The sequence below is a fragment of the Streptomyces sp. NPDC058985 genome (assembly GCF_042740985.1).
In the GTDB taxonomy this organism is placed as follows: Bacteria; Actinomycetota; Actinomycetes; order Streptomycetales; family Streptomycetaceae; genus Streptomyces.
Genome location: NZ_JBHYJX010000028.1, coordinates 1 through 23,930, shown reverse-complemented (window position 1 = coordinate 23,930; position 23,930 = coordinate 1). Strand labels below are relative to the sequence as shown.

The 23,930-nt window shown below is 71.6% G+C and carries 27 protein-coding genes; 7 read left to right on the top strand and 20 right to left on the bottom strand.

Annotation, left to right across the window (positions count from 1 at the left end):
• Positions 1 to 67 precede the first annotated feature (67 nt).
• The gene (locus ACFW01_RS23265) at positions 68 to 1,534 is read right to left on the bottom strand and encodes a PhoX family protein (protein ID WP_384506235.1); all 1,467 of its coding nucleotides are present in this window, start codon (positions 1,532 to 1,534) and stop codon (positions 68 to 70) included.
• 152 nt (positions 1,535 to 1,686) lie between these two features.
• The gene (locus ACFW01_RS23260) at positions 1,687 to 3,114 is read right to left on the bottom strand and encodes a hypothetical protein (RefSeq protein ID WP_234953407.1); all 1,428 of its coding nucleotides are present in this window, start codon (positions 3,112 to 3,114) and stop codon (positions 1,687 to 1,689) included.
• Positions 3,115 to 3,403: 289 nt separating this feature from the next.
• Here ACFW01_RS23260 and ACFW01_RS23255 point away from each other — a divergent pair, with 289 nt between their 5' ends.
• The gene (locus tag ACFW01_RS23255; RefSeq protein WP_384506232.1) at positions 3,404 to 5,245 is read left to right on the top strand and encodes an endonuclease/exonuclease/phosphatase family protein; all 1,842 of its coding nucleotides are present in this window, start codon (positions 3,404 to 3,406) and stop codon (positions 5,243 to 5,245) included.
• A gap of 22 nt (positions 5,246 to 5,267) precedes the next feature.
• Here ACFW01_RS23255 and ACFW01_RS23250 read toward each other — a convergent pair whose 3' ends face one another.
• The 3 genes from ACFW01_RS23250 to ACFW01_RS23240 form a co-directional block, all read right to left on the bottom strand.
• Positions 5,268 to 5,972, bottom strand: a complete 705-nt coding sequence (locus tag ACFW01_RS23250; protein WP_384506229.1) for an antibiotic biosynthesis monooxygenase — start codon at positions 5,970 to 5,972, stop codon at positions 5,268 to 5,270.
• Between the two features lie 178 nt (positions 5,973 to 6,150).
• Positions 6,151 to 6,579, bottom strand: a complete 429-nt coding sequence (locus ACFW01_RS23245; protein WP_234953413.1) for a DUF3618 domain-containing protein — start codon at positions 6,577 to 6,579, stop codon at positions 6,151 to 6,153.
• A complete protein-coding gene (locus tag ACFW01_RS23240; RefSeq protein WP_234953415.1) occupies positions 6,576 to 6,995 on the bottom strand; it encodes a phage holin family protein in 420 nt (139 codons plus the stop codon). The genes ACFW01_RS23245 and ACFW01_RS23240 overlap by 4 nt, the downstream gene beginning before the upstream one ends.
• Positions 6,996 to 7,164: 169 nt before the next feature.
• Between ACFW01_RS23240 and dapA the strand changes: the two genes are divergently transcribed.
• Positions 7,165 to 8,091, top strand: coding sequence for a 4-hydroxy-tetrahydrodipicolinate synthase (gene dapA, locus ACFW01_RS23235; protein ID WP_234953417.1), 927 nt, complete (start codon positions 7,165 to 7,167; stop codon positions 8,089 to 8,091).
• Here dapA and ACFW01_RS23230 read toward each other — a convergent pair.
• On the bottom strand, positions 8,076 to 8,306 hold the full coding sequence (locus ACFW01_RS23230) for a hypothetical protein (RefSeq protein ID WP_234953419.1): 231 nt from the start codon (positions 8,304 to 8,306) through the stop codon (positions 8,076 to 8,078). The genes dapA and ACFW01_RS23230 overlap by 16 nt on opposite strands.
• A 157-nt stretch (positions 8,307 to 8,463) precedes the next feature.
• Here ACFW01_RS23230 and ACFW01_RS23225 point away from each other — a divergent pair, with 157 nt between their 5' ends.
• Positions 8,464 to 8,652, top strand: coding sequence for a hypothetical protein (locus tag ACFW01_RS23225; protein ID WP_234953421.1), 189 nt, complete (start codon positions 8,464 to 8,466; stop codon positions 8,650 to 8,652).
• A 25-nt stretch (positions 8,653 to 8,677) separates the two neighbouring features.
• Here ACFW01_RS23225 and ACFW01_RS23220 read toward each other — a convergent pair whose 3' ends face one another.
• The 12 genes from ACFW01_RS23220 to ACFW01_RS23165 form a co-directional block, all read right to left on the bottom strand.
• Complete coding sequence (locus ACFW01_RS23220; protein WP_384506224.1) at positions 8,678 to 9,736, bottom strand: GTP pyrophosphokinase family protein; 1,059 nt, start codon at positions 9,734 to 9,736, stop codon at positions 8,678 to 8,680.
• Positions 9,737 to 9,878: 142 nt separating this feature from the next.
• Positions 9,879 to 10,868 carry a 2,3,4,5-tetrahydropyridine-2,6-dicarboxylate N-succinyltransferase gene (dapD, locus tag ACFW01_RS23215; protein ID WP_234953425.1) on the bottom strand — a complete coding sequence of 330 codons (990 nt, stop codon included), beginning with the start codon at positions 10,866 to 10,868 and terminating at the stop codon, positions 9,879 to 9,881.
• 65 nt (positions 10,869 to 10,933) lie between these two features.
• Complete coding sequence (locus tag ACFW01_RS23210; RefSeq protein WP_384506221.1) at positions 10,934 to 11,488, bottom strand: TetR/AcrR family transcriptional regulator; 555 nt, start codon at positions 11,486 to 11,488, stop codon at positions 10,934 to 10,936.
• Positions 11,488 to 11,808: a multidrug efflux SMR transporter gene (locus ACFW01_RS23205; protein WP_234953429.1), complete on the bottom strand. Its 321-nt coding sequence runs from the start codon at positions 11,806 to 11,808 to the stop codon at positions 11,488 to 11,490. Before ACFW01_RS23205 ends, ACFW01_RS23210 begins: the two co-directional genes overlap by 1 nt.
• 85 nt (positions 11,809 to 11,893) lie before the next feature.
• Positions 11,894 to 12,226, bottom strand: a complete 333-nt coding sequence (locus tag ACFW01_RS23200; RefSeq protein WP_125493824.1) for a metal-sulfur cluster assembly factor — start codon at positions 12,224 to 12,226, stop codon at positions 11,894 to 11,896.
• On the bottom strand, positions 12,223 to 12,693 hold the full coding sequence (gene sufU / locus ACFW01_RS23195; protein ID WP_161329142.1) for a Fe-S cluster assembly sulfur transfer protein SufU: 471 nt from the start codon (positions 12,691 to 12,693) through the stop codon (positions 12,223 to 12,225). Before sufU ends, ACFW01_RS23200 begins: the two co-directional genes overlap by 4 nt.
• A gap of 17 nt (positions 12,694 to 12,710) precedes the next feature.
• Positions 12,711 to 13,967, bottom strand: coding sequence for a cysteine desulfurase (locus ACFW01_RS23190; RefSeq protein WP_234953431.1), 1,257 nt, complete (start codon positions 13,965 to 13,967; stop codon positions 12,711 to 12,713).
• Positions 13,964 to 14,728 carry a Fe-S cluster assembly ATPase SufC gene (gene sufC, locus ACFW01_RS23185; RefSeq protein WP_114531887.1) on the bottom strand — a complete coding sequence of 255 codons (765 nt, stop codon included), beginning with the start codon at positions 14,726 to 14,728 and terminating at the stop codon, positions 13,964 to 13,966. Before sufC ends, ACFW01_RS23190 begins: the two co-directional genes overlap by 4 nt.
• 7 nt (positions 14,729 to 14,735) lie before the next feature.
• Complete coding sequence (locus ACFW01_RS23180; protein ID WP_114531888.1) at positions 14,736 to 15,053, bottom strand: non-heme iron oxygenase ferredoxin subunit; 318 nt, start codon at positions 15,051 to 15,053, stop codon at positions 14,736 to 14,738.
• Positions 15,050 to 16,234, bottom strand: coding sequence for a Fe-S cluster assembly protein SufD (gene sufD / locus ACFW01_RS23175; RefSeq protein ID WP_234953433.1), 1,185 nt, complete (start codon positions 16,232 to 16,234; stop codon positions 15,050 to 15,052). The genes ACFW01_RS23180 and sufD overlap by 4 nt, the downstream gene beginning before the upstream one ends.
• Positions 16,235 to 16,294: 60 nt before the next feature.
• On the bottom strand, positions 16,295 to 17,716 hold the full coding sequence (sufB, locus tag ACFW01_RS23170; protein ID WP_030184595.1) for a Fe-S cluster assembly protein SufB: 1,422 nt from the start codon (positions 17,714 to 17,716) through the stop codon (positions 16,295 to 16,297).
• Positions 17,713 to 18,471, bottom strand: coding sequence for a metalloregulator ArsR/SmtB family transcription factor (locus tag ACFW01_RS23165; RefSeq protein WP_234953435.1), 759 nt, complete (start codon positions 18,469 to 18,471; stop codon positions 17,713 to 17,715). The genes sufB and ACFW01_RS23165 overlap by 4 nt, the downstream gene beginning before the upstream one ends.
• Before the next feature lie 160 nt (positions 18,472 to 18,631).
• Here ACFW01_RS23165 and ACFW01_RS23160 point away from each other — a divergent pair, with 160 nt between their 5' ends.
• The 4 genes from ACFW01_RS23160 to ACFW01_RS23145 all read left to right on the top strand — a co-directional run bounded on the left by ACFW01_RS23160 (position 18,632) and on the right by ACFW01_RS23145 (position 22,303).
• Positions 18,632 to 19,420, top strand: a complete 789-nt coding sequence (locus ACFW01_RS23160; protein WP_384506214.1) for an aminoglycoside N(3)-acetyltransferase — start codon at positions 18,632 to 18,634, stop codon at positions 19,418 to 19,420.
• A 124-nt stretch (positions 19,421 to 19,544) separates the two neighbouring features.
• The gene (locus tag ACFW01_RS23155; protein WP_234953439.1) at positions 19,545 to 20,468 is read left to right on the top strand and encodes an ABC transporter ATP-binding protein; all 924 of its coding nucleotides are present in this window, start codon (positions 19,545 to 19,547) and stop codon (positions 20,466 to 20,468) included.
• On the top strand, positions 20,465 to 21,238 hold the full coding sequence (locus ACFW01_RS23150) for an ABC transporter permease (protein ID WP_384506211.1): 774 nt from the start codon (positions 20,465 to 20,467) through the stop codon (positions 21,236 to 21,238). Before ACFW01_RS23155 ends, ACFW01_RS23150 begins: the two co-directional genes overlap by 4 nt.
• A 54-nt stretch (positions 21,239 to 21,292) precedes the next feature.
• Complete coding sequence (locus ACFW01_RS23145; RefSeq protein WP_234953442.1) at positions 21,293 to 22,303, top strand: COX15/CtaA family protein; 1,011 nt, start codon at positions 21,293 to 21,295, stop codon at positions 22,301 to 22,303.
• Here the strand turns inward: ACFW01_RS23145 and ACFW01_RS23140 are convergent.
• The gene (locus ACFW01_RS23140; protein ID WP_234953444.1) at positions 22,290 to 23,426 is read right to left on the bottom strand and encodes an amidohydrolase family protein; all 1,137 of its coding nucleotides are present in this window, start codon (positions 23,424 to 23,426) and stop codon (positions 22,290 to 22,292) included. The genes ACFW01_RS23145 and ACFW01_RS23140 overlap by 14 nt on opposite strands.
• An 84-nt stretch (positions 23,427 to 23,510) precedes the next feature.
• Positions 23,511 to 23,870 (bottom strand): hypothetical protein, encoded by a 360-nt coding sequence (locus tag ACFW01_RS23135; RefSeq protein WP_161332850.1) that lies wholly within the window; start codon positions 23,868 to 23,870, stop codon positions 23,511 to 23,513.
• Between the last annotated feature and the right edge of the window lie 60 nt (positions 23,871 to 23,930).

Genomic DNA, 23,930 nt, shown 5'->3' with positions numbered 1-23,930 from the left:
GGTATGTCCAGTACCCCTGGCCGTCTTCAGAATCGGACAGGGCCACTCGTACGTGCGACCCCTAGTTCTAACGACGCTGCCGCTTCCAAGGCCCCGTGATCGCCAGCATGATGCCGGGCGTCTGGATGTTGGCGTACAGGGTGCGGCCGTCGGGGGAGAAGGTGACGCCGGTGAACTCGCTGTACGACGGGTCGTCCTCGTCGCCGATGTTCAGTTCGTTGCGGGCGATGGGGTAGGTGCGCCCGCTGTCGGTGGCGCCGAAGAGGTGCTGGACGCCCTCGCCGTCCTCGGCGATGACCAGGCCGCCGTACGGGGAGACGGTGATGTTGTCGGGGCCGTCGAAGGCGCCGTCGGCGGACGGGTCGGCGTTGACGCCGAGGAGGACCTTCAGCGTCAGGGTGCGGCGCTTGGGGTCGTAGAACCAGACCTGCCCGTCGTGCGGGCGGCCCGGGCTCTCGTCACGGGCGTAGGAGGAGACGATGTACGTGCCGCCGTCCGCCCACCACATACCCTCCAGCTTGCGGGCCCGGGTGACCTCACCGGCGGCGAACTGCCTGCGCACCGCGGTGGTCCGCGCGTCGCGGTCGGGGACGTCGACCCAGTCGACGCCGTAGACCGTGCCGGTCCTGGTCGCCCGGGAGAGGTCGTCGACGAACCTGCCACCGGAGTCGAAGCACTTGAAGGCCTGGAGGGCCCCGGCGTCGTCGGCGAGGCCGCGCAGCCGCCCCCGGCCGTGCCGGAAGTGCTCCGGCGGGGTCCAGCGGTAGAGCAGGCCGTTGGGTCCCGAGGCGTCCTCGGTGAGGTAGGCGTGGCCGCGCTTGGGGTCGATGACGACGGCCTCGTGGGCGTAGCGGCCGAGCGCCTTGATCGGCCGGGGGTTCCGGTTGGCGCGCCGGTCCTCGGGGTCGACCTCGAAGACGTAGCCGTGGTCCTTGGTCATCCCCTCCTCGCCGGCCCTGTCCTCGGTCTCCTCGCAGGTCAGCCAGGTGCCCCACGGGGTGCTGCCGCCGGCACAGTTGGTGGCGGTGCCCGCGATGCCGACCCATTCGGCGACGTGGCCGCCGCGCCGGACCTCGACGACGGTGCAGCCGCCGGCGGCGGCCGGGTCGTAGACGAGGCCCTCGGTGAGCGGGACGGGGTGCGGCCAGTCGTCGCGGTGGCCGCCGAGTTCGTGGTTGTTGACGAGGAGCGTGGTGCCGCGCGGGCCGTCGAAGGCGGCCGTGCCGTCGTGGTTGGACGGGGTGTACTCGCCGGACTCCAGCCTGGTCCGCCCGGAGTAGGTGATGATCTCGTAGCGGAAGCCGGCGGGCAGCGCGAGGATGCCGTCGGGGTCGGGGATCAGCGGCCCGTAGCCGACGCCGCCGTGGTGGTGGTCGTGGTCGTGCCCGCTGCCGTGCTCGTCCGCCGCGCTCTCGGCCTCCGTGGACGCGAGGGCGTTCGGGGCGGTGGCGAGGGCGCCGACGCTGCCCGCCAGCGCGACTCCGGCGCCGGTGAGCGCGGATCGACTGGCGAAGTCCCTGCGGGTGAGCGACATGGTGTCTCCTGTGACGGTGGGCGTGCCGTGGAGGGTGGCGGACCTCGGTCCGGCGTCACGGTTCCGCCCGTGCCTGAACACGGATCCCGCCCGTACCTGAACGGGAGTTGAACTGGCGGAGACCTCTCCCCCGCACGCCCGCGCCGTGCCGCTCAGCCGCCCTGCTGCGACCGCGCCTTGAACGCCGCCTTGCGGGCCTCCTTGGCGATCTTCTTGTCGGGGTGCAGCCGCCCCATCGCCTCCAGGACGTCCGGTGTGGCGGGGTGCTCGACCCGCCAGGCCGTGTCGAAGAACCCGCTGTGCTGCCGGGCCAGGCCCTCCACCAGGGCCCGCAGCTCCTCGGAGTTGCCCTCGGCCGCGAGCTGTGCGGCGAGGGTGTCGACGGTCAGCCAGAAGACCATCTCCTGCGGCGGGGCCGGCACGTCCCGGGCGCCGTGCTCGGTGAGCCACACCCGGGCGAGGCCGCCCAGTTCGGCGTCGTCGAGGACCTCGCGCAGCGCGGGTTCGGCCTCGGTGCCGACCAGCGAGAGGGCCTGCTGGCAGCGGAGCCGGCGCAGGGGTGCGCCGGGGTCGGAACCGCGGGCCGCCGCGAGCAGTTCGCGGGCGGCGTCGAGCGGGCTCCGCCCGGCCAGCCACAGCTCGGTCTCGGCGTGTGCGGCGGCCGGCGGGAAGGGCGCGGTGCCGTCGAGGAGCGCGTCGGCGCCCTTGTCGGCCAGGTCCCCGACGGCGGGTGCGTCGAAGCCGGCGTCCAGCAGCCGGGCGCGCAGTCCGTACAGTCCGAGCGGGGTGAGCCGCACCATGCCGTAGCGGGCGACGTCGGTCTCGTCGACGGGTGCCGCGGGTTCCTCGTCGGCGTCGGCCATCAGGGCCTCGTCGACCGGCTGGTACTCGACGAGCCCGACCGGTTCCAGCAGCCGGAACTGGTCGTCCAGGCGCATCATCGCGTCCGACACCTGCTCCAGGACCTCGTTGCTGGGCTCGCCCATGTCGCTGGGCACGATCACGGAGGCGGCCAGCGCGGGCAGCGGCACCGGGGCCTCGCCGGGGCCGTCCTCGCCGACGGTGAGCAGGTAGAGGTTGCCGAGCACGCCGTCGAGGAACTCGGCCTCGGCCTCCGGGTCCCAGTCGAGGGAGGACAGGTCGACCTCGCCGCCCTCGGCCATGGCGTCGACCAGGTCGTCGAGGTCGGGGACGCTCGCGTCGGCGAGGACGGCCTCCAGGGCGGTGACCCACAGCCCGAGCACGTCCTGCGGCGAGCCGCCGGTCAGCAGGGCGAGGTCCTCGCCCGCGGCGACGGTGCCCGCCTCCTCGTCGGTGATCTCGACGAGCCCGGTGTCGACGGCGATCCGCCATGCCTCGCTCGCGTACGCCGCGGCGTCGTCGCCGGTCAGTCCGAGGTGCTCGGCGGCGGCCGGCAGCTGTTCCTCGACGAGTCCGCCCCCGGCGTCGACGCGGGTGTCCGCCCCGGCCCAGCGGGCCAGCCGCGCGGCCCGGGCGAGGACCGGCGTGGACAGTGCCTCGCGGGCCAGCTCCGCTTCGGTGCGCAGCCGTGCGGGCGGCAGGGTGGAGCTGTCTGACATCGGCTGTTTCTCCTCGCGCGCCTTGACCGCCGTACGGCCGAATCCGGATGCCGTACGGCTCGACGGCCCAGCCTAGACGGGTTTCCACCCATGCCGCCCGGTTCATCTCCCCGTCGGACGGCGTACATGGCCGAAACCTTGACAACGCGCGTGGGCAGGCACGAGATTGACGCGCGTAGAAAGCGGGGGAAGAGCGGGGGGACACGTGTTGACGCGGGTCCGTGCGCCCTGTGGTCCCCCGCCGTCCACCCTCGTCCCGGCGCCACGTCACGTCCCCGGAGGGATCCCGTTGGCCAGCAAGTCCTCCACGCGCCTCGCCGCGCTCACCGTCGCCGCAGTGTGCTCGGCGGCGTCCACCGTCGTCCTCACCTCGCCCGCGCGGGCCGGCTCCGCATCCGAAGGCCCGGTGCGGGTCCACGACATCCAGGGCAGCACCCGTCTGTCGCCGTACGCGGGCAAGCAGGTCACGGACGTGGCCGGAATCGTCACCGGCGTCCGCGGCTACGGCTCCTCCAAGGGGTTCTGGATCCAGGATCCGCGGCCCGACGCCGACCCGGCCACCAGCGAGGGCGTCTTCGTCTTCACGAACGCGGCCCCGGCGGTCGCCGTGGGTGACGCGGTCACCGTCTCGGGCACGGTCTCGGAGTACGTCCCGGGCGGCACGTCCTCGGGCAACCAGTCGCTGACGGAGATCACCCGCCCGACGGTCACCGTCGTCTCCGGCGGCAACGCGCTCCCCGCGGCGACGACCGTCTCGGCCCGCTCCGTGCCGCGCGCGTACGCCCCCGAGGGCGACCCAGCGGCGAACGGGTCCGTCAACGGCATGCGGCTGCGCCCCGACCGGTACGCCCTGGACCGCTACGAGTCGCTGGAGGGCATGACCGTCCGGGTCGCCGACGCCCGGGTGGTCGGCGCCTCCGACCCGTACACCGAGCTGTGGGTCACGGTGAAGCCGTGGGAGAACCGGAACCGCCGCGGCGGCGCCGTCTACGGCTCCTACGACGCCCAGAACACCGGCCGGCTGCAGATCCAGTCGCTCGGCAAGCCGGCCGACTTCCCCGACGCCAACGTGGGCGACACCCTCGCCGGCACCACCGCGGGGCCGCTCGACTACAACCAGTACGGCGGCTACACGCTGGTGGCGAGCGAGATCGGCGCCCTGGAGAGCGGGGGCACCGAGCGTGAGTCGACCCGTCGGCAGAGCGGCCGGGAACTGGCGGTGGCGACGTACAACGTCGAGAACCTCGACCCGTCGGACGACACCTTCGCCGCGCACGCCGACGCGATCGTGCACCACCTGAAGTCGCCCGACATCGTGTCCCTGGAGGAGATCCAGGACAACAACGGCGCCACGGACGACGGCACGGTGGCCGCCGACGCGACGGTCGGCAGGCTGATCGACGCGATCGCCGCGGCCGGCGGCCCGCGCTACGAGTGGCGGGGCATCGACCCCGTCGACAAGGCGGACGGCGGCGAGCCCGGCGGCAACATCCGCCAGGCCTTCCTGTTCAACCCCGAGCGGGTCTCGTTCACGGACCGCGCGGGCGGCGACGCGATCACCGCGACGGGCGTGCGCAGGGTGCGCGGCGAGGCGGAGCTGACGCACTCCCCGGGGCGTGTCGACCCGGCGAACCCGGCCTGGGAGAACAGCCGCAAGCCGCTGGCGGGCGAGTTCGTCTTCCGCGGCCGCACCGTCTTCGTCATCGCCAACCACTTCAACTCCAAGGGCGGCGACCAGGGCCTGACGGCGCAGTACCAGCCGCCGTCGCGCTCCTCGGAGACCCAGCGCCACCTCCAGGCGAAGGCCGTGAACACCTTCGTCAAGGACATCCTCTCCGCGCAGCGGAACGCCGACGTGGTCGCGCTGGGCGACGTCAACGACTTCGAGTTCTCGAGGACCGCGCGCATCCTGGAGGACGGCGGCGCCCTGTGGTCGGCGGTCAAGTCGCTGCCGAGGAGCGAGCGTTACTCGTACGTCTACCAGGGCAACAGCCAGGTCCTCGACCAGATCCTGGTCAGCCCGTCGATCCGGTGGGCCGGGCGGCTGTCGTACGACAGCGTGCACGTGAACGCCGAGTTCCACGACCAGGTCAGCGACCACGACCCGCAGGTGCTGCGGTTCCGTCCGTGACCTGAGCCGTGGTGGGGCGGGTTCAGCGGGGTACGAGGCCGAGGGCGTGGTCGTAGCGGGCGACCGTACTGCTCTTCAGGCCCGGCCACTCCTGGACCCGCCGCCACGCGGCCGTCGCCGAGCCGATCCCCTCGCCGGGTGCGGCGAGGGCGTCGATGTGGGCCTGGGCGCTCTCCCACTCCGCGTAGTTGAGGACGCGGGTGCCGTCGGTGCTGAGGTGGAAGTGGGCGGAGATGCCGCCGGGGTGCTGCTCCGGATCGCTCTCCAGTGCCTCGAAGACGGCGTCGACCCAGGCGCGCTGCCGGTCGGGGTCGGGGCTCTCGAACTCGATGTCGACGATCACGACGCACCCCGGGGCGGGCGCGGTCCCGTTCTCACGGGTTCCGCTGCGGTAACGCCGGTACCGGTCGAGGCCGACCCGCTCGATGCCCGGCACGGCGGTGTCGATCTCGTCGACGCGCTCTTGGCGGTGGGTCTTCGTGAAGGCCTCGTAGGCGTGCTCGCTCGCCCACTGCGAGTGGTGGAGCAGTGTGCTGCCGTCATGACCCGTGTAGACGTGGTAGCCCCGCAGGCCGTCGGCGGGCCAGGGCCGGCGCTCCCAGGTGCGGGCGATGGCGTCGACGGTGAGGCGCTGCCGTTCGGGAGTGCCCACCCGCCACGTGCTGAAGAGGGGCGCCCGGACGTCGGGGCGGTCGAGTACGGGGTGTGCGTCGGTACGGCGGGTCATGCCGGCCTCCACGGGTCGGTGGTCGTCGGGTGCACGCACCACCCTGTGACCTCGACCTTGATTGAGGTCAAGTGCGACCCGGTGCCGCCACGACGGCCGGTACGACGCGAGCGACGAGGGGCACCCGTGGGCGGTGTCCCTCGTCGCTCGCGTGCGTCGCGTCCGCGTGTGCCGTGGTTCAGCGGTGCCCCTGGTGGCGGTGGCGCAGCACACCCGCCGTGGCCAGGGCGCACGCGGCCGCGCCGACGGCCAGCAGCACCCGCGGATGCCCCAGCCCCGTCCGCACGGCGCCGCGCGCCCGGTCCGGCACGTGCTCCTCGGCGGAGTGACCGGCCCGGCCCGCCTTGTCCTGCGCGGTGTGGCCCGCGTGCGCGGCGGAACTGCGCAGTTGCACGGTCATGGCGCCGGCCTTGTCCCGCAGGTCGGCGGCCCGGGCCTTGGCGCGGCCCTTCACGTCCGCCTTCCCCGCCAGTTCCTCCACGGTGTCGCCGAGCTGGCTGCGGGTCTGTTCGATCTGCCTGCGCAGTTCGTCGGGGCCCTTGGCCCCGGTGGTGGGCTGCGCGGTGGAACCGGTCCTCGGGCGGTCCCCGCTCGTCGCGTCGGTCATCGATGCGCCCTTTCCCTGATCTGGTCCACGTCGGCCCTGACACTGCCGAGGGCCTCCTCCGGCTTGGGGGGTACGGCTCGACGGAGCTGGGCGCGACCGGTCGCGGCGAGGATGCCGGCGATCACGAAGAGCGCCGCCGTGACGATGAGCGCCGCGGCCCACACGGGCAACACCAGCGAGAGCGCGGCGGTGGCCGTGCCGGCGAGGGCGAACAGGCCGACGTAGGCGACGGCGCCCGCGGCACCGAGCATGCCGCCGCCGCGCCCCGCGCGCTTGCCCTTCTCCGCCAGCTCCAGCTTGGCGAGGGACACTTCCTGGCGCACGAGCCGGGAGAGCTGCTCAGTGGCCTGACCGACGAGTTCGCCCACGGAGTGGTGCTCGTCGTGCACCGGCCTGGTGTGCATGGTTCCGGTCACGGTGTACCTCCTCCTCTCGGTTGGAAGCACCCCGGGTACCCCGCGCCGCCGGGCACTACCCCTGCCCTGGTCCCCGGCCGGTCCGCACCCCATCCCTACACCATTCCTTACACATACCTCGTAGAAAAATTAAGTGGAGCTACAGTGTCGGGCTGCCGACACTACTCCCATGACGACAGACGCCGCCCGACCCGCTCCTCCCCCCTTCGGCCGTGCCCTGTGCGCGATGATCACGCCCTTCAGCGAATCCGGGGCACTGGACCTCGACGGCGCCCAGCGGCTCGCCGACCGGCTGGTGGCGGCGGGCTGCGACGGCCTGGTGCTGTCCGGCACCACGGGCGAGTCGCCGACCACCACGGACGCCGAGAAGTCGGCGCTGGTGACGGCGGTGCGGGAGGCGGTCGGCAGCCGTGCGGCGCTGGTCGCCGGGGTGGGCACGGCGGACACGCGGCACACCGTCGAGCTGGCCCTGGCCGCGGAGAAGGCCGGCGCGGACGGACTGCTGGTGGTCGCGCCGTACTACAGCCGACCTCCGCAGGACGCCCTGGAGGCGCACTTCAGGGAGGTCGCGGACGCCTGCGGACTCCCCCTCGCCCTGTACGACATCCCCGGCCGCACCGGCACCCGCATCGAGCCCGACACCCTCGTCCGCCTCGCCGGCCACCCGCGCATCGTCGCCGTCAAGGACTGCTCCTACGACCTGCTGGGCGCCCAGAAGGTCCTGTCCCGCGCGCCCCTGGCGTACTACGCGGGCTGCGACGAACAGATCCTCGCCCTGTACGCGATCGGCGCCACCGGGTACGTCAGCACGGTCGCGAACGTCGTCCCGGGGCTGTTCCGCGCCCTCCTCGACGCCTTCGACGCGGGGGACACCAAGGCGGCCGCACTCCTCCAGCGGCGGGCGCTCGCCCTGATCGAGCCGATGATGGCGGCGGGCCTGCCCGGCGCGGTCACCGCGAAGGCGCTGCTCGGCGCGCTGGGCCTGCCGTCCGGCCCGGTCCGCGCACCGCTGCGGGCCGCGGACCGGGAGACGACCGCCGCACTGCTGGCGGCATACCGGGGACTGACGTCCGGGGCGGCTCAGTTCCAGGCGTAGCCGTCGCCGAACAGCAGGGTGTGCTCCAGTACGTCCTCGGCGGGGTCGTCGATCTGCCCGACGTGGACGTTGAGGAGCCCGACCCGGGGGCCGTTGTGCGAACCGGTCGTCGTCTCGTCGGCGTGCGCGGCCCCCGCCGGAACCCAGCACACCAGCACGGCGGCCCCAGCCCCGGCCAGCCAACGCGCCATGCCCCTCGCCCGCTCGTTCGTCATACCAGGCCCTCGTCTCGTCGGATCGGCGTCTGATCGGACTCTGCGTCCACCCGTTCATCCGCCAAGACCACCGAAAGGTCACGGGAGATCATCCGTACGTGCGCGAGCGCCCCAAACGCGCTGGCGATCCGCGCCCCCGCTCCCCACGCTCGTCGCGATGAGCAGAAGGCGCTACGTGGCCCGGGGCGTCCCCGGGGGATACCGAGTCTGGGACAACCGAGGCCGCCGCTGGTGGGGCGACCTCTACGAGCTGTGCCCCGACGACCTCCTGACCGAACTCAACGGCGCCGCCGACCAAGCCCGCGTCACCGCGCTGCTGAAACGGTACCGGGCTCTGAAGCGGTGAGCGTCGTGATCTGAGACGGCCGTCCCTACGGCACCAGGTCGCGCGCCGCCGAGAACGCGTCCGTGGGCACGTAATAGGCGTTCCAGACCTCTACGGGGACCTTCTTGTACACGAGGAGGAACTGGGTCATCAGGTCCTCCATGGAGGTGGGGAGCGGTTCCTCCTCGTCGTCGATGAACCGTCTCAGGACGGGCTCGATCAGGTTCTCGCCCTGGTCCAGGGCGTCCCGCAGGTCACCGATGCGGGTCATGTCCTGCGTGTTCAGGAAGTGCACCAGGTCCCTGCGGTCCACGGGCGGTACGGGGTCGGAGTCGCCGAGCAGCGGCCAGCCGATCCGGTGGGCGACCTGCCGCACCCGCGCCACCAGGGGATCCTCACGGATCCACGCCGTCACGGAGTCGACGTTGACCTCCAGGTCGTAGGTGCCGCTGCGCACCTCTCGGACGTAGTCGGCGGAGATACGCTCCCCCTCGAGCCTGATCTTCGAGAACTCCTCGTCCGCCAGCTCGAAGAGGGCACTGAGCCGGAACAGGCGCCGCCGCAGCTCCCTGGGGCTGTCCTGGGACTTCTTGTAGTCCAGCTTGTGGTTGACCGCGGCCCACGCGTGCTGGAGCGCCGTCCGCACCTGGATCTCGGCCTTGAGGCCGGCGAACTCCCGCCACTCGAGCAGCGAACTCCGCTTCTCCGCCAGCTCCAGCACCAGATGGAACGACGCGTACCCGAACTCGTTGTCCGCCAGCTCCGCCTGCTTGTCACCGCTGTGCTCCTCCAGCACGGAGAACTCCTGCCGGATGATGCCCGCGATCCTTTCGACGTCCTCGACGTAGTACGCGATGATGCGGATCCCCGCCAGATCCGTCACCTCGGCCAGCGGATCGCCGTACTTCCCGCCCTTCCGCTGGATCTTCTCCGTGAAGCTCGCGACGTCCTTGGCCCTGCCCTCCATCTGCACGTACTCGATGCCGTACGTCTCCAGCACCAGCGCGAGCAGATCCTGGAGCTTCTCGCAGTACCGCTCGTACGTGTTCCGCACCGCCGAGTAGGCGGCGGTCCAATCCGCCCCGGAACCCGTCTCCTCCTTCACGCACCCCTCCCCCATGTGACCGGACGTCACATCCTCCCAGAGGACCCCGGCCCCGGCCGACGCTTCCCCCAGAACCACGAGAGCGCCCTCCCGAACGGCCCGGAGACCATCCGCGGGGGCGCTGCCCGGTGACCGGGCCGGGTCAGTTGTGGCTGTGCAGGATCTCGTTCAGGCCGCCCCACACCGCGTTGTTCGGGCGGGCCTCGACCGTGCCCGTGACCGAGTTGCGGCGGAAGAGGATGTTGGAGGCGCCGGAGAGTTCGCGGGCCTTGACGACCTGGCCGTCGGGCATCGTCACGCGGGTGCCGGCGGTGACGTAGAGGCCGGCCTCGACCACGCACTCGTCGCCGAGCGCGATGCCCACGCCCGCCTCGGCGCCGACCAGGCAGCGCTCGCCGATGACGATGCGGACGTTGCCGCCGCCGGAGAGGGTGCCCATGGTGGAGGCGCCGCCGCCGATGTCGGAGCCGTCGCCGACGACGACGCCGGCCGAGATGCGGCCCTCGACCATCGAGGTGCCCAGGGTGCCCGCGTTGAAGTTGACGAAGCCCTCGTGCATCACGGTCGTGCCCTCGGAGAGGTGCGCGCCGAGGCGGACGCGGTCGGCGTCGGCGATGCGCACGCCCTTGGGGGCGACGTAGTCCGTCATGCGCGGGAACTTGTCGATCGAGGTCACCTGGAGGTGCAGGCCCTCGGCGCGGGCGTTGAGGCGGACCTTCTCGACGTCGTCGACGGCGACCGGGCCCAGCGAGGTCCAGGCGACGTTGGCGAGGTGGGCGAAGATGCCGTCCAGGCTCTGGCCGTGCGGCTTGACCAGGCGGTGGGAGAGCAGGTGCAGGCGCAGGTAGACGTCGTGCGTGTCGACCGGCTTCTCGTCCAGCGAGGAGATGACCGTACGGACCGCGACCACCTCGACGCCGCGGCGGGCGTCCGGACCGACCGCGGCGGTCGCGCCGCCGCCGAGCAGGTCGGCGGCCTGTTCGGCAGTGAGGCGCTGGGTGCCGGACGGGCCCGGCTCGGCGGACAGTTCGGGGGCCGGGAACCAGGTGTCGAGGACGGTGCCGTCGGCGGCGATGGTGGCGAGCCCGGCGGCCACGGCGCCGGTGGTGCGGGGAGCAGTCGTGTCGGTCATGAGGGCAACCTAACCGGCCGCCGCCCACCGATGCGAGCCGACCCCGCGGCCGTCTCGCCCCGCGGTCACCGGCCCGGTGGGGTCGGTGGGATCATCCGGGCCAGTAGCTCTCGCGTGTACTCCTCGTCGTACGGCGTGTCCGTCAGCAGCACCTGGAGGCAGACGCCGTCCATCAGCGCGACCAGGTCCCGCGCCGTGAGCGGGTCCGTACGGTGGGAGAGCAGGTCGGCGACGCCCTCGGCCCACTCGGCCGCCACCGGCCGCAGGGCGGGGCGGCGCAGCGCGGCCAGGTACAGCTCGTACTCCAGCTCCACGCCCGTGCGGTCACCGGCCAGCCACTCGCCGAGCACGCGGGCCAGTTCGCCCGCCAGGTCGGTGTCGGGGTCGGACAAGCCCGGGTGCGCGGCCACGACCTTGGCGAAGCCCTCGTTGGTCTGGCGCAGGGCGGCGACCAGCAGCTCGTCCAGGGTCGCGAAGTGGTACGTCGTCGAGCCCAGCGGTACGTCCGCCTCGGCGGCGGCCGTGCGGTGGCTGAGGCCGGCGATGCCCTTGCGTCCGACCACCCGGATCGCCGCGTCGATGAGGCGCTGGCGTCGCTCGGGGTCGTGGCGGCGGGACATCAGTGCGCGCCGCCCAGATTGAGGACGACGACCCCGATGATGATCAGGGCGATGCCGACGGCCTTGGCCACGGTCATCCCCTCCCCCAGGAACACGACACCGATCGCGGCGATGGCCGCCGTGCCGACGCCGGCCCAGATGGCGTACGCGGTGCCGACGTTGAGGGTCTTCAGCGTCTGGGCGAGCAGGGTGAAGGAGATCACGTAGGCGAGCGCCGTCAGCAGCGAGGGGAACAGCCTGCTGAAGCCCTCGCTGTACTTCATGGCGGTGGTTCCGGCGACCTCGGCGGCGATGGCTCCGGCCAGGAGCAGATATCCCATGTGTACGAGCGTACATAACGGAGGGTCGACGACACGCGAACGGCGACGCCCGAGGGGCGTCGCCGTTCTGGAGGAGCGGTGCGGCTCAGACGTTGAAGCCGAGCGCCCGCAGCTGCTCGCGGCCGTCGTCCGTGATCTTGTCCGGGCCCCACGGCGGCATCCAGACCCAGTTGATGCGCAGCTCGTTGACGAGGCCGTCCGTGGCGGACTTGGCCTGGTCCTCGATCACGTCCGTCAGCGGGCAGGCCGCCGACGTCAGGGTCATGTCGATGGTCGCGATGTTCGCGTCGTCGATGTGGACGCCGTAGATCAGGCCCAGGTTGACGACGTCGATGCCCAGCTCGGGGTCCACCACGTCCAGCAGGGCCTCGCGGACCTCCTCCTCGGAGGCAGGCTTCATTTCCACGGTCTCAGTCATGCCGTCGTCTCCTTCTCGGCGTCGGCGCCGTCCAGCGCCTGGGCCGTCGCGTCCTTCCAGGCCATCCAGCTCAGCAGGGCGCACTTGACCCGGGCCGGGTACTTCGAGACCCCGGCGAACGCGACCGCGTCCTCCAGGATCTCCTCCATCTCGTCGTCGGGCTCGATCCTGCCCTTGGACTGCATCAGCTCCAGGAAGGTCTCCTGGATCCGCTGCGCCTGGGCGAGGTCCTTGCCGACCAGCAGGTCGTTCAGCACGGAGGCGCTCGCCTGGCTGATCGAGCAGCCCTGACCCTCGTAGCTGACATCACTGATCGTCGTGCCGTCGTACTTCACACGGAGGGTGATCTCGTCGCCGCATGTCGGGTTGACGTGGTGGACCTCGGCGTCGCCATCCCGCAAGCCCCGCCCGTGCGGGTGCTTGTAGTGGTCCAGGATGACTTCCTGGTACATGGAGTCCAGCTTCATGCTCTTCGCTCGTCCCGTCAGCCGAAGAAGTTCCGTACGTGCTCCAGACCGTCGACCAGTGCGTCGATCTCGGCCGGCGTGGAGTACAGATAGAACGACGCTCGCGTGGTCGCAGGAATTCCGTAGCGCAGGCAGACGGGCCGGGCGCAGTGGTGGCCGACCCGGACCGCGATGCCCTGCTCGTCGAGGACCTGGCCCACGTCGTGCGGATGGATGTCGCCGAGCGTGAAGCTGATCGCCGCGCCGCGCTCCTCGGCCGTGGTGGGGCCGATGATGCGCAGGTCGGGGACCTCGAGCAACCGCTTGACCGCGTACTCGGTCAGCGCGTGCTCGTGCGCGAGGATCTTGTCCATGCCGATCGACCGCAGGTAGTCGATCGCCGCGCCCAGGCCGACCGCCTGAGCGACCGGTGGCGTGCCCGCCTCGAACTTGTGCGGGGCCGGGGCGTACGTGGAGGAGTGCATCGAGACGGTCTCGATCATCTCGCCGCCGCCGAGGAACGGCGGGAGGTCCTCCAGCAGCTCCTGGCGGCCCCACAGGACGCCGATGCCGGTCGGGCCGCACATCTTGTGGCCGGTGAAGGCCACGAAGTCGGCCTGGAGGGCCTGTACGTCCAGCGGCATGTGCGGCGCGGCCTGGGAGGCGTCGACGCAGACCAGCGCGCCGACCTCCTGGGCGCGGCGCACGATCGCCTCGACCGGGTTCTGGGTGCCCAGGATGTTGGAGACCAGCACGAAGGAGACGATCTTCGTCTTCTCGTTGATGACCTCGTCGATGTTGGACAGGTCGAGGCGGCCGTCGTCGGTCAGGCCGAACCAGCGGAGCTTCGCACCGGTGCGCTGCGCGAGCAGCTGCCACGGCACGATGTTGGAGTGGTGCTCCATCTCCGTGATGACGATCTCGGTCTCGTGGTCCACGCGGTACGGGTCGTCGGCCCAGCCCAGCATGTTGGCGACGAGGTTCAGGGACTCCGAGGCGTTCTTGGTGAAGATCACCTCGTCCCGGGAGGGCGCGTTGACGAACTCCGCGACCTTGTCGCGCGCGCCCTCGTACAGCGCCGTGGCCTCCTCGGCGAGGACGTGCACGCCGCGGTGGACGTTGGCGTTGTAGCGCTCGTAGTACTCGCTGAGCGCGTCCAGCACCTGTCGCGGCTTCTGGCTGGTCGCCGCGTTGTCCAGGTACACGAGCTTGCGCCCGTCGTGGACCTGGCGGTCCAGGATGGGGAAGTCCTTGCGGATCGCCTCAGTGTCGAGGAGGCCCGGCAGCTGTGTCACTCGGATGCGCCACCCTTCGTGTATGCCTCGTAGCCCTCGGCCTCCAGCTTGTCGGCCAGCTCGGGGCCGCCCGACTCGGCGATGCGGCCGTTCGCGAAGACGTGGACGTGGTCGGGCTTGATGTAGCGCAGGATGCGCGTGTAGTGCGTGATCAGCAGGGTGCCGACCTCACCGGTCTCGCGGACGCGGTTGACGCCCTCGGAGACGACCCGCAGGGCGTCGACGTCGAGGCCGGAGTCGGTCTCGTCGAGGATCGCGACCTTCGGCTTGAGCAGCTCCAGCTGGAGGATCTCGTGGCGCTTCTTCTCACCGCCGGAGAAGCCCTCGTTGACGTTGCGCTCGGCGAAGGCGGGGTCCATGTTGAGGTTCTGCATGGCCTCCTTGACCTCCTTCACCCAGGTGCGCAGCTTGGGGGCCTCGCCGCGGACGGCGGTGGCGGAGGTGCGCAGGAAGTTGGAGACCGAGACGCCGGGGACCTCGACCGGGTACTGCATGGCGAGGAAGAGGCCGGCGCGGGCGCGCTCGTCGACGGACATCTCCAGGACGTCCTCGCCGTCGAGCAGAACGGTGCCGCTGGTGATCGTGTACTTGGGGTGACCGGCGAGGGAGTAGGCGAGGGTCGACTTGCCGGAGCCGTTCGGGCCCATGATGGCGTGCGTCTCGCCCTGCTTCACGGTGAGGTCGACGCCCTTGAGGATCTCCTTCGTGGCGTTGTCGGCCTCGACGGTGACGTGCAGGTCTCGGATTTCAAGCGTTGCCATGGGTGCCTCAGGACTCCTGGGTGAGGGAGACGAGCACGTCGTCCCCTTCGATCTTTACGGGGTAAACGGGGACGGGGCGCGTCGCCGGAAGACTGTCGGGCTTGCCGGAACGGAGGTCGAAGCGCGAGCCGTGCAGCCAGCACTCGATGTGGCAGTCGTCGACCTCGCCCTCGGCGAGGGAGACGTTCGCGTGCGAGCAGATGTCGTGGATCGCGAACAGCTCGCCCTCGGTCTGCACGACGGAGATCGGCGTGCCGTCGAGTTCCACCCTCTTGGGGGTGTCCTCCTCCAGCTCGTCCGCTCCACAGACGCGTACGAAGGTCATGCGACCGACGCCTCCAGCTCTTCCTCGATCTTGGCGATCAGGCGCTCCTCGATGTCCGGGACACCGATCTGCTGGACCAGTTCGGCGAAGAAGCCGCGGACCACCAGGCGGCGGGCGTCGATCTCGGGGATGCCGCGCGCCATCAGGTAGAAGAGCTGCTCGTCGTCGAAGCGGCCGGTGGCGGAGGCGTGGCCGGCGCCGACGATCTCGCCGGTCTCGATCTCCAGGTTGGGCACCGAGTCGACCCGCGCGCCGTCCGTGAGGACGAGGTTGCGGTTCATCTCGTAGGTGTCGGTGCCCTCGGCCGCGGCCTCGATCAGCACGTCGCCGATCCAGACCGCGTGCGCGTCGTCGCCCTGGAGCGCGCCCTTGTAGACGACGTTGGACTTGCAGTGCGGGACGTTGTGGTCGACCAGGAGGCGGTGCTCCTGGTGCTGGCCGGCGTCGGTGAAGTACAGGCCGAACAGCTCGGCCTCGCCGCCGGGTCCCGCGTACGCGACGCGCGGGTGCAGCCGGACCAGGTCGCCGCCGAAGGTGACGACGAAGGACTTGAAGCCGGCGTCGCGGCCGATCAGCGCGTTGTGCTGGCCGACGTGCACGGCCTTGTCGTCCCAGTCCTGGACGGAGACGACGGTCAGCTTGGCGCCGTCGCCCAGGACGTAGTCGACGTTGGCTGCGAGCACCGCGTCACCGGTGTGGTCGATGACGACCACGGCCTCGGCGAAGGCGCCCAGCTCGACGACCTGGTGGGCGTAGGCGGTGCCGCCCTCGCCGTGCACGGCGATGCGGATCGGCTCGGTGAGGACCGTCTCCTTCGGGACGGTGATCACACCCGCCTTCTCGAACGCCGAGTACGCCTGGGCGGCGACCCGGTCCACCGGGGTGCCGGCCCGGCCGATGCGCGCGTCGTCGCGACCGACGGTCTCGACGACGACGCCCTCGGGCGCGTCGACGTCGACCTTCACGCCGTCGCCGGTGGCGACCGCGGTGCCGTCGTGCAGCCCGCGCAGCCGCTCCAGCGGCGTGAACCGCCACTCCTCCTCGCGGCCGTGGGGGACCTGGAAGTCCGCCACGTCGAAGGACGCGGGCGCGCTCATGCGCGTGGCGACGGTCGACTCGGCGGCCACCGCGATCTGGCCCGCGGTGGTGGACCCCACGGGGATGTTCTGAGCCTCAGCCATGGCTGTCGGTCTGCTCTCTTCCTGCGTCAAGAAATCGGGGAGTGCTGCGAAGGACGGGCCTCAGCCGACCGCGCCTTCCATCTGCAGCTCGATCAGCCGGTTGAGTTCGAGGGCGTACTCCATGGGCAGCTCCTTCGCGATCGGCTCGACGAAGCCGCGCACGATCATCGCCATCGCCTCGAACTCGCTCAGACCGCGGCTCATCAGGTAGAAGAGCTGGTCCTCGGAGACCTTGGAGACGGTCGCCTCGTGGCCCATGGACACGTCGTCCTCGCGGACGTCCACGTAGGGGTACGTGTCGGAGCGGGAGACGGTGTCGACGAGCAGCGCGTCGCACAGCACGTTCGACTTGGAGCCGTGGGCGCCCTCGCCGATCTCGACGAGACCGCGGTAGGACGTACGGCCGCCGCCGCGCGCCACGGACTTCGAGACGATGTTGGACGACGTGTTCGGCGCCATGTGGACCATCTTGGAGCCGGCGTCCTGGTGCTGGCCCTCGCCCGCGAAGGCGATGGACAGGGTCTCGCCCTTGGCGTGCTCGCCCATCAGGTAGACGGCCGGGTACTTCATCGTCACCTTGGAGCCGATGTTGCCGTCGATCCACTCCATGGTCGCGCCCTCGTACGCCACGGCGCGCTTGGTGACCAGGTTGTAGACGTTGTTCGACCAGTTCTGGATGGTCGTGTAGCGGCAGCGGGCGTTCTTCTTGACGATGATCTCGACCACCGCGGAGTGCAGCGAGTCCGACTTGTAGATCGGCGCGGTGCAGCCCTCGACGTAGTGCACGTAGGCACCCTCGTCGACGATGATCAGGGTCCGCTCGAACTGGCCCATGTTCTCCGTGTTGATACGGAAGTAGGCCTGGAGCGGGATCTCGACGTGCACGCCCTTCGGCACGTAGATGAAGGAGCCGCCGGACCACACCGCGCTGTTCAGCGAGGCGAACTTGTTGTCGCCGACGGGGATGACGGTCCCGAAGTACTCCTTGAAGAGCTCCGGGTGCTCCTTCAGGGCCGTGTCGGTGTCCAGGAAGATGACGCCCTGCTCCTCCAGGTCCTCGCGGATCTGGTGGTAGACGACCTCCGACTCGTACTGCGCGGCGACACCGGCGACGAGGCGCTGCTTCTCCGCCTCGGGGATGCCGAGCTTGTCGTAGGTGTTCTTGATGTCCTCGGGCAGGTCCTCCCAGGACTCCGCCTGCTTCTCCGTGGAGCGCACGAAGTACTTGATGTTGTCGAAGTCGATGCCCGACAGGTCCGAGCCCCAGTTCGGCATGGGCTTCTTCTCGAAGAGGCGCAGGCCCTTGAGGCGGAGCTTGGTCATCCACTCCGGCTCGTTCTTCTTCGCGGAGATGTCGCGGACGACGTCCTCGTTGATGCCGCGCTTGGCAGAGGCGCCGGCCGTGTCGGAGTCGGCCCAGCCGTATTCGTACTTGCCCAGGCCCTCGAGCTCGGGGTGGGCAGTCTCCGTGGGGAGAGTCATGCGGGGTTCCTCCCGGCCGTGCTTGCAGATGCGTTAGCGGTGTTCTTGGACGTGTGCGCCGCGGGCGGCGCGTGCGAGGTCTTCGGAATGAACGTGGTGCAGACCCCGTCGCCGTGCGCGATGGTCGCGAGCCGCTGTACATGTGTACCGAGCAGCTCGGCGAAAAATTCCGTCTCCGCCTCGCACAGCTGCGGAAACTGCTCCGCGACGTGGGCGACCGGGCAGTGGTGCTGGCACAGCTGCTCGCCCTGCTGCGGAGGGGGTGCGCTCCGCGCGGTAGCAGCGTACCCGTCCGCGCTCAGGGCCTTGGCCAGCGCTTCGGTGCGCTGCTCGGGCGGGGCGGACTCGACCGCCTTGCGGTAGGCGCCGCCCTGGGCGGCCATCCGGGCCCGGGCGAAGGCGGCGACAGCCTGCTCCCCGCCCTCTCGCTCGCCGATCCAGCGCAGGGCGTCCACGGCCAGCTTGTCGTACGACTGGTCGAAGGCGTCGCGGCCGCAGTCGGTGAGCGCGAAGACCTTGGCGGGGCGCCCGCGCGTGCGCGTGCCGTAGACCCGCTGTTCGCGCGCCTCGACCACGTCGTCGGCGACCAGCGCATCGAGGTGGCGCCGGACCGCCGCCTGGGTGAGGCCCAGGCGCCCGGCGAGTTCGGCGACCGTCGACGGCCCGTGGTCCAGGATGGAGCGCGCGACACGGTTGCGGGTGGACCGCTCACCGGTCGCGAGTTCCTCCTGCGGAGCCTCGCCAACGTTTTTCACAACGCCATTGTTGCGTAATTCCTCGGAGGCGGGCAAGCCGCGTCCGGATCTTCCGACGGTGCCCTGCGTCACTTAGGTATACCTAATCTGACCTGCGGAAACGATCTTTGATCGATCAATTCGGTGGCGCCCCGGGCGGGCCTGCGGGACACTCCCCGGCATGCCCACACCCCCTCCGACCGGCCCACTCGTCACCCGCGGCACCATCGCAGCGGGGCTGCGCGAGCTGGGTGTGCGGACCGGTGACACCCTCCTCGCGCACACCTCCCTCAGCTCACTCGGCTGGGTCTGCGGAGGGCCGGTCGCCGTGGTCCAGGGACTGCTCGACGCCCTCGGCCCGGTCGGCACGCTGGTGGTCCCGACGCAGACGGGCGACCTGTCGGACCCGGCCCTGTGGACCAGCCCTCCGGTGCCCGAGGAGTGGTGGGACACCGTGCGCAGGGCGACGCCCGCCTACGACCCGCTGATCACACCCTCGCGCGGCGTCGGGGTGATCCCCGAGACCGTCCGCACCTGGCCCGGCGCCTTGCGCAGTGCCCATCCGCAGACCTCGTTCGCGGCCCTCGGGGCGCGCGCCGCCGAGGTGGTCGAGGGCCACGCGACCGACTGCCGGCTGGGCGAGCGCAGCCCGCTGGCCACGCTGGAACGGCTCGGCGCCCGGGTCCTGCTGCTCGGCGCGGGTTACGAGGCGTGCACCGCCGTCCACCTGGCCGAATACCGGATCCCCTCCCCTACGGTGGAGGTGGGGCGCCCGGGTCCTGTGGGCTGGGAACGGGTGACCGAGGTGTCGATCACTTCGGACCGCTTCGACGAACTCGGCCACGACTTCGAACGCGACCGGCCGGTCACCCGCGCCACCGTCGGCGCGGCCCCCGCACGCCTGTTCCCGCTGCCGGACGCGGTCGCCTACGCCGAACGGTGGCTGCCCGTGCACCGCCCCCGCGACTGACGGCCCGGCGCGCCGCCGGGCGGCGCACCCCACCGCCCTGGAAGCGCACCGCCCCCGCCCCGTGCGGGGGAGATCCCGTACCCCCGCGCCCGGGCGCCGCGCCGTCTCCCTAGACTCGTGACCCATGCGAAGCGAGCCCGTGGTCCAGGTGCAGGCCCTGGTGAAGCGGTACGGCACGAAGACCGCGGTGGACGGCCTGGACCTGGTGGCCGATGCGGGCGTCACCGCCGTACTCGGCCCCAACGGAGCGGGCAAGTCGACGACCGTCGAGACCTGTGAGGGATACCGCAGGCCGGACTCCGGAACGGTGCGCGTCCTGGGCCTCGACCCGGTCGGACAGGGCGCCGAGCTGCGGCCCCGGATCGGGGTGATGCTCCAGTCCGGCGGCGTCTACTCCGGCGCCCGGGCCGACGAGATGCTGCGCCACGTCGCGAAACTGCACGCCCATCCGCTGGACGTCGACGCACTGATCGAGCGGCTCGGCCTGGGGTCGTGCGGCCGGACGACGTACCGCAGGCTCTCCGGCGGGCAGCAGCAGCGGCTCGCCCTGGCGATGGCGGTGGTCGGACGTCCGGAGCTGGTGTTCCTGGACGAGCCGACGGCCGGTCTGGACCCCCAGGCCCGCCGCGCCACCTGGGACCTCGTGCGGGACCTGCGCGGCGACGGCGTCTCCGTCATCCTCACCACCCACCACATGGACGAGGCCGAGCAGTTGGCCGACGACGTCGCCATCATCGACGCGGGCCGGGTCATCGCCCAGGGATCGCCCGAGGACCTGTGCCGCGGCGGCGCCGAGAACACCCTGCGGTTCACCGGCCGGCCGGGACTGGACGTGGCCTCCCTCCTCAAGGCGCTGCCCCCGGACTCGGCGGCGGCGGAGCTGACGCCGGGCTCCTACCGCGTCGTCGGCAAGGTCGACCCGCAGCTGCTCGCGACGGTGACCTCCTGGTGCGCCCAGCACGGGGTGATGCCGGACCGCATCTCGGTGGAGCGGCACACCCTGGAGGACGTGTTCTTGGAGCTGACCGGCAAGGAACTGCGCTCATGACGACGACCACGGGCACCTACGCGCCCAAGCCCGGCGCCGCCCCCCTCGGACGCATGATCGCGGCGCAGGCGGCGCTGGAGACGAGGATGCTGCTGCGCAACGGCGAGCAGCTGCTGCTGACGGTGATCATCCCGACGCTGCTGCTCGTCCTGTTCAGCACCGTGGACATCGTCGACACCGGCACCGAGGAGGCCGTCGACTTCCTCGCCCCCGGCGTGCTCGCCCTCGCCGTCATGTCCACGGCGTTCACCGGACAGGCCATCGCCACCGGCTTCGAGCGCCGGTACGGGGTGCTGAAGCGGCTGGCCGCGTCGCCGCTGCCCCGCTGGGCGCTGATGGCCGCGAAGACGGTGTCGGTGCTGGTCACCGAGGTGCTCCAGATCGTGCTGCTGACGGTGATCGCCTTCGCGCTGGGCTGGTCGCCGCACGGCAACCCGGCCTCCGTGCTGCTGCTCCTGGTCGCCGGCACGGCCGCCTTCTCCGGGCTCGGGCTGCTCATGGCGGGCACCCTGAAGGCGGAGGCCACGCTGGCCGCCGCCAACCTGGTCTTCCTGCTGCTGCTCGTGGGCGGCGGGGTGATCGTGCCGCTGGACAGGTTCCCGGACGCCGCGCAGGACGTGCTGGGGCTGCTGCCCATCTCCGCCCTGTCGGACGGGCTGCGCGACGTGCTCCAGCACGGTGCCGGGATGCCGTGGGGGAACCTGGCGATCCTCGCCGTGTGGGCGGTCGCGGGGCTCGCGGCCGCCGGGAAGTTCTTCCGCTGGGAGTAGGGCCGCACGCCCCGGAGCGACCCTCGTGAAAGCGTGCACAAGCGGCCCCCTACGATGGACGGCGTGCCAAACGTGACCCGCGCCGACGCCGCAGCCGCCGTGCGCAACCCGCTCGCCTTCATCGCCGCGCGCTGGACCCCGGATCCCCGGACCGTCCGGCGGGCTGCCCTCATCGCCCTGACCATGTCGGTGGTCATCGTGGTCACCGGCGGCGCGGTGCGCCTGACCGGCTCGGGCCTCGGCTGCCCGACCTGGCCGAAGTGCACCGAGGACTCGCTGACCAACACCAGCGAGATGGGCGTCCACGGCGTCATCGAGTTCGGCAACCGCATGCTGACCTACGTGCTGTGCGCGGCGGTCGGCTGGGCGATCGTCGCCGCGCGGTCGCGGAAACCGTTCCGGCGCTCGCTGACCCGGCTGGGCTGGGCGCAGTTCTGGATCGTGATGGGCAACGCGATCCTCGGCGGCATCGTGGTCCTGGTCGGTCTCAACCCGTACACGGTCGCCGCGCACTTCCTGCTGTCCAGCGCGCTGATCGCGGTCGCGACCGTGATGTGGCAGCGCACCCGGGAGGGCGACGCGGCACCGCGGCCCCTGGTCGGCAAGCCCGTGCAGCAGATGGTGTGGGTGCTGACCGTCGTCTCCGTGCTGCTGATCGCGGTCGGCACGGTCGTCACCGGCGCGGGGCCGCACGCGGGCGACTCCAGCGAGGTCGCGCGGATGCCGCTCGACTGGGAGACGGTGAGCAAGGCGCACGCCGTGCTGGCGTGGATCGTGGTGACGCTGACGTTCGCCCTGTGGTTCGTGCTGAAGGCGGTCGACGCGCCCAAGGGGCCGCTGGTCCGTACCCGTGACCTCTTCCTGGTGCTGCTCGCCCAGGGCGTCATCGGCTACGTCCAGTACTTCACCGACCTGCCCGAGGTCCTGGTCGGGCTGCACATGCTCGGCTCGTGCCTGGTGTGGATCGCGGTGCTGCGGGTGCTGCTGGCGGTGCGCGAGCGCGCCGACGGGCAGGGGGCCGGGGTGCCGGGTCCCGCGGCGGAGGCGACGCTCACCCGGGCCTGACGGGGCTCGGCGGGGCCGCCTCCAGTCCGTAGACGCGGCCCGCGTTCCCCGACGCGATCATGGCGGCCACCCGCTGCGCGTCCCCCAGGCACCACGCCCCCTCGGCCACCCAGGTGCCCAGCACCCGGCCGAGGGCCTCGCGGAACAGGCGGGCGGCCACCACGTGCAGCTCGGGCAGGCCCTGGGCGCCGCTGGAGAACAGGATCTTGCCGAAGGGGGCCAGCTCCAGGATCTCCGCGAGGACCGTCGCGGCGCGGGCGCCGGTGCGCACCAGCGCGGCGCCGGAGTCGGCGTAGACGTGCGGGAAGACGCCCGCCAGGTGGGCGGCGTGGCGGTGGTACGGGTAGCCGTGCAGGAGGACCAGGTCGGTGCCGAGGCCCGCGGTGGCCCGGACGAAGTCCGTGAGCAGGACCGGGTCGGTGCGGTCGATGCGCAGGCCCGGCTCACCGAGGCCCGCGTGCAGCTGGAGCGGCAGTCCGGAGGCGACGGCGATCCACAGCAGGTGCCGCAGCAGCACGGGGTCGCTCAGTTCCCCGCCCACCTCGCGCCCGCTCAGCCAGCGCCCGGCGGCCCCGCGCACCTCGCCGGGGCCGGGCGGTTCGGGGGCGAGCGCGAGTCCGTGCCGTACGCCCGCGACCGAGGTGAAGGCGACCGCGCCCGCGGCGGCCCCGTGCACCGCCTCGGCGAGGTTGGCGAGGAAGGACTCGACGGTGCCGGAGGTGTCGGCGACCTGTTCGGCCAGCAGTTCGAGGCGCACGATCTCGTGGGTGGCGGCGTCGGCCGCGGACGCCATCTCCCCCGGCCCGGTCAGGTCGCCGGGCAGCCCCGCGTCCACCAGGTACGTCGTGATGCCGCTGCCGCGCAGCAGCCTGCGGTCGGCCTCCATGACGCCCAGCTCCCGGCGCCGGGCCAGGTAGCGGGCGGGCGGGCAGTGCGGTTCCAGGCCGAGCAGGGGCGGGCACCAGCGGCGTACCGCGAAGCCGGTCTGGGTGTCGAAGAGGGTGGTGCCCGGCGCGGGCGGACCCTCGGTGCGGGCCAGCTGGGCCTCGAAGGTGCCGAGGCCCAGCTCCGTTCTCAGGACGCCGTGGCAGTACTGGTCCACCAGGGACGGCGTTTCGATCATCCGGACTCCCCCGTGACGGGACCGCGGGCCGTCACGGCTCGTGCGCCGTGCGGCTTCCTACGGTCCTAACGGGGGAACCCGGTCTCAGGTGTTGCTCGGGCCGCCGACCTGGATGCCGGCCATGCGCGACCACTCGTAGCGGCCCGTCGTCACCTTCGCGGCGAACTCGCCGTCGAAGTCCTCGTGGACGGTGAGTCCGGACTTCTCCACGGCCTGCCGGGCCGTCTCGTGGGAGCGCGCGACCAGGTCTCCCCAGGCGCCGTCCTCGCCCACCAGGACGATCCGGGCGCCGCGCTCACCGAGGTAGGCGACCTGGGCCTCGGCGCCGCCGTGCGCCTTGGAGAAGGAGTCGATCGACCGGGCGAGGCGCGCCACGCGGCGCTCGGCGCGCCGGTCGGCCTTCGGGTCCCCCTGCTGCGTGTCCACCTGCTGCGTGTCTGCCATGACCAGGATGCTACCGACGGGTAGATCGAACGGCGACGGGCGGGGTGCGTGGCCTTGGCC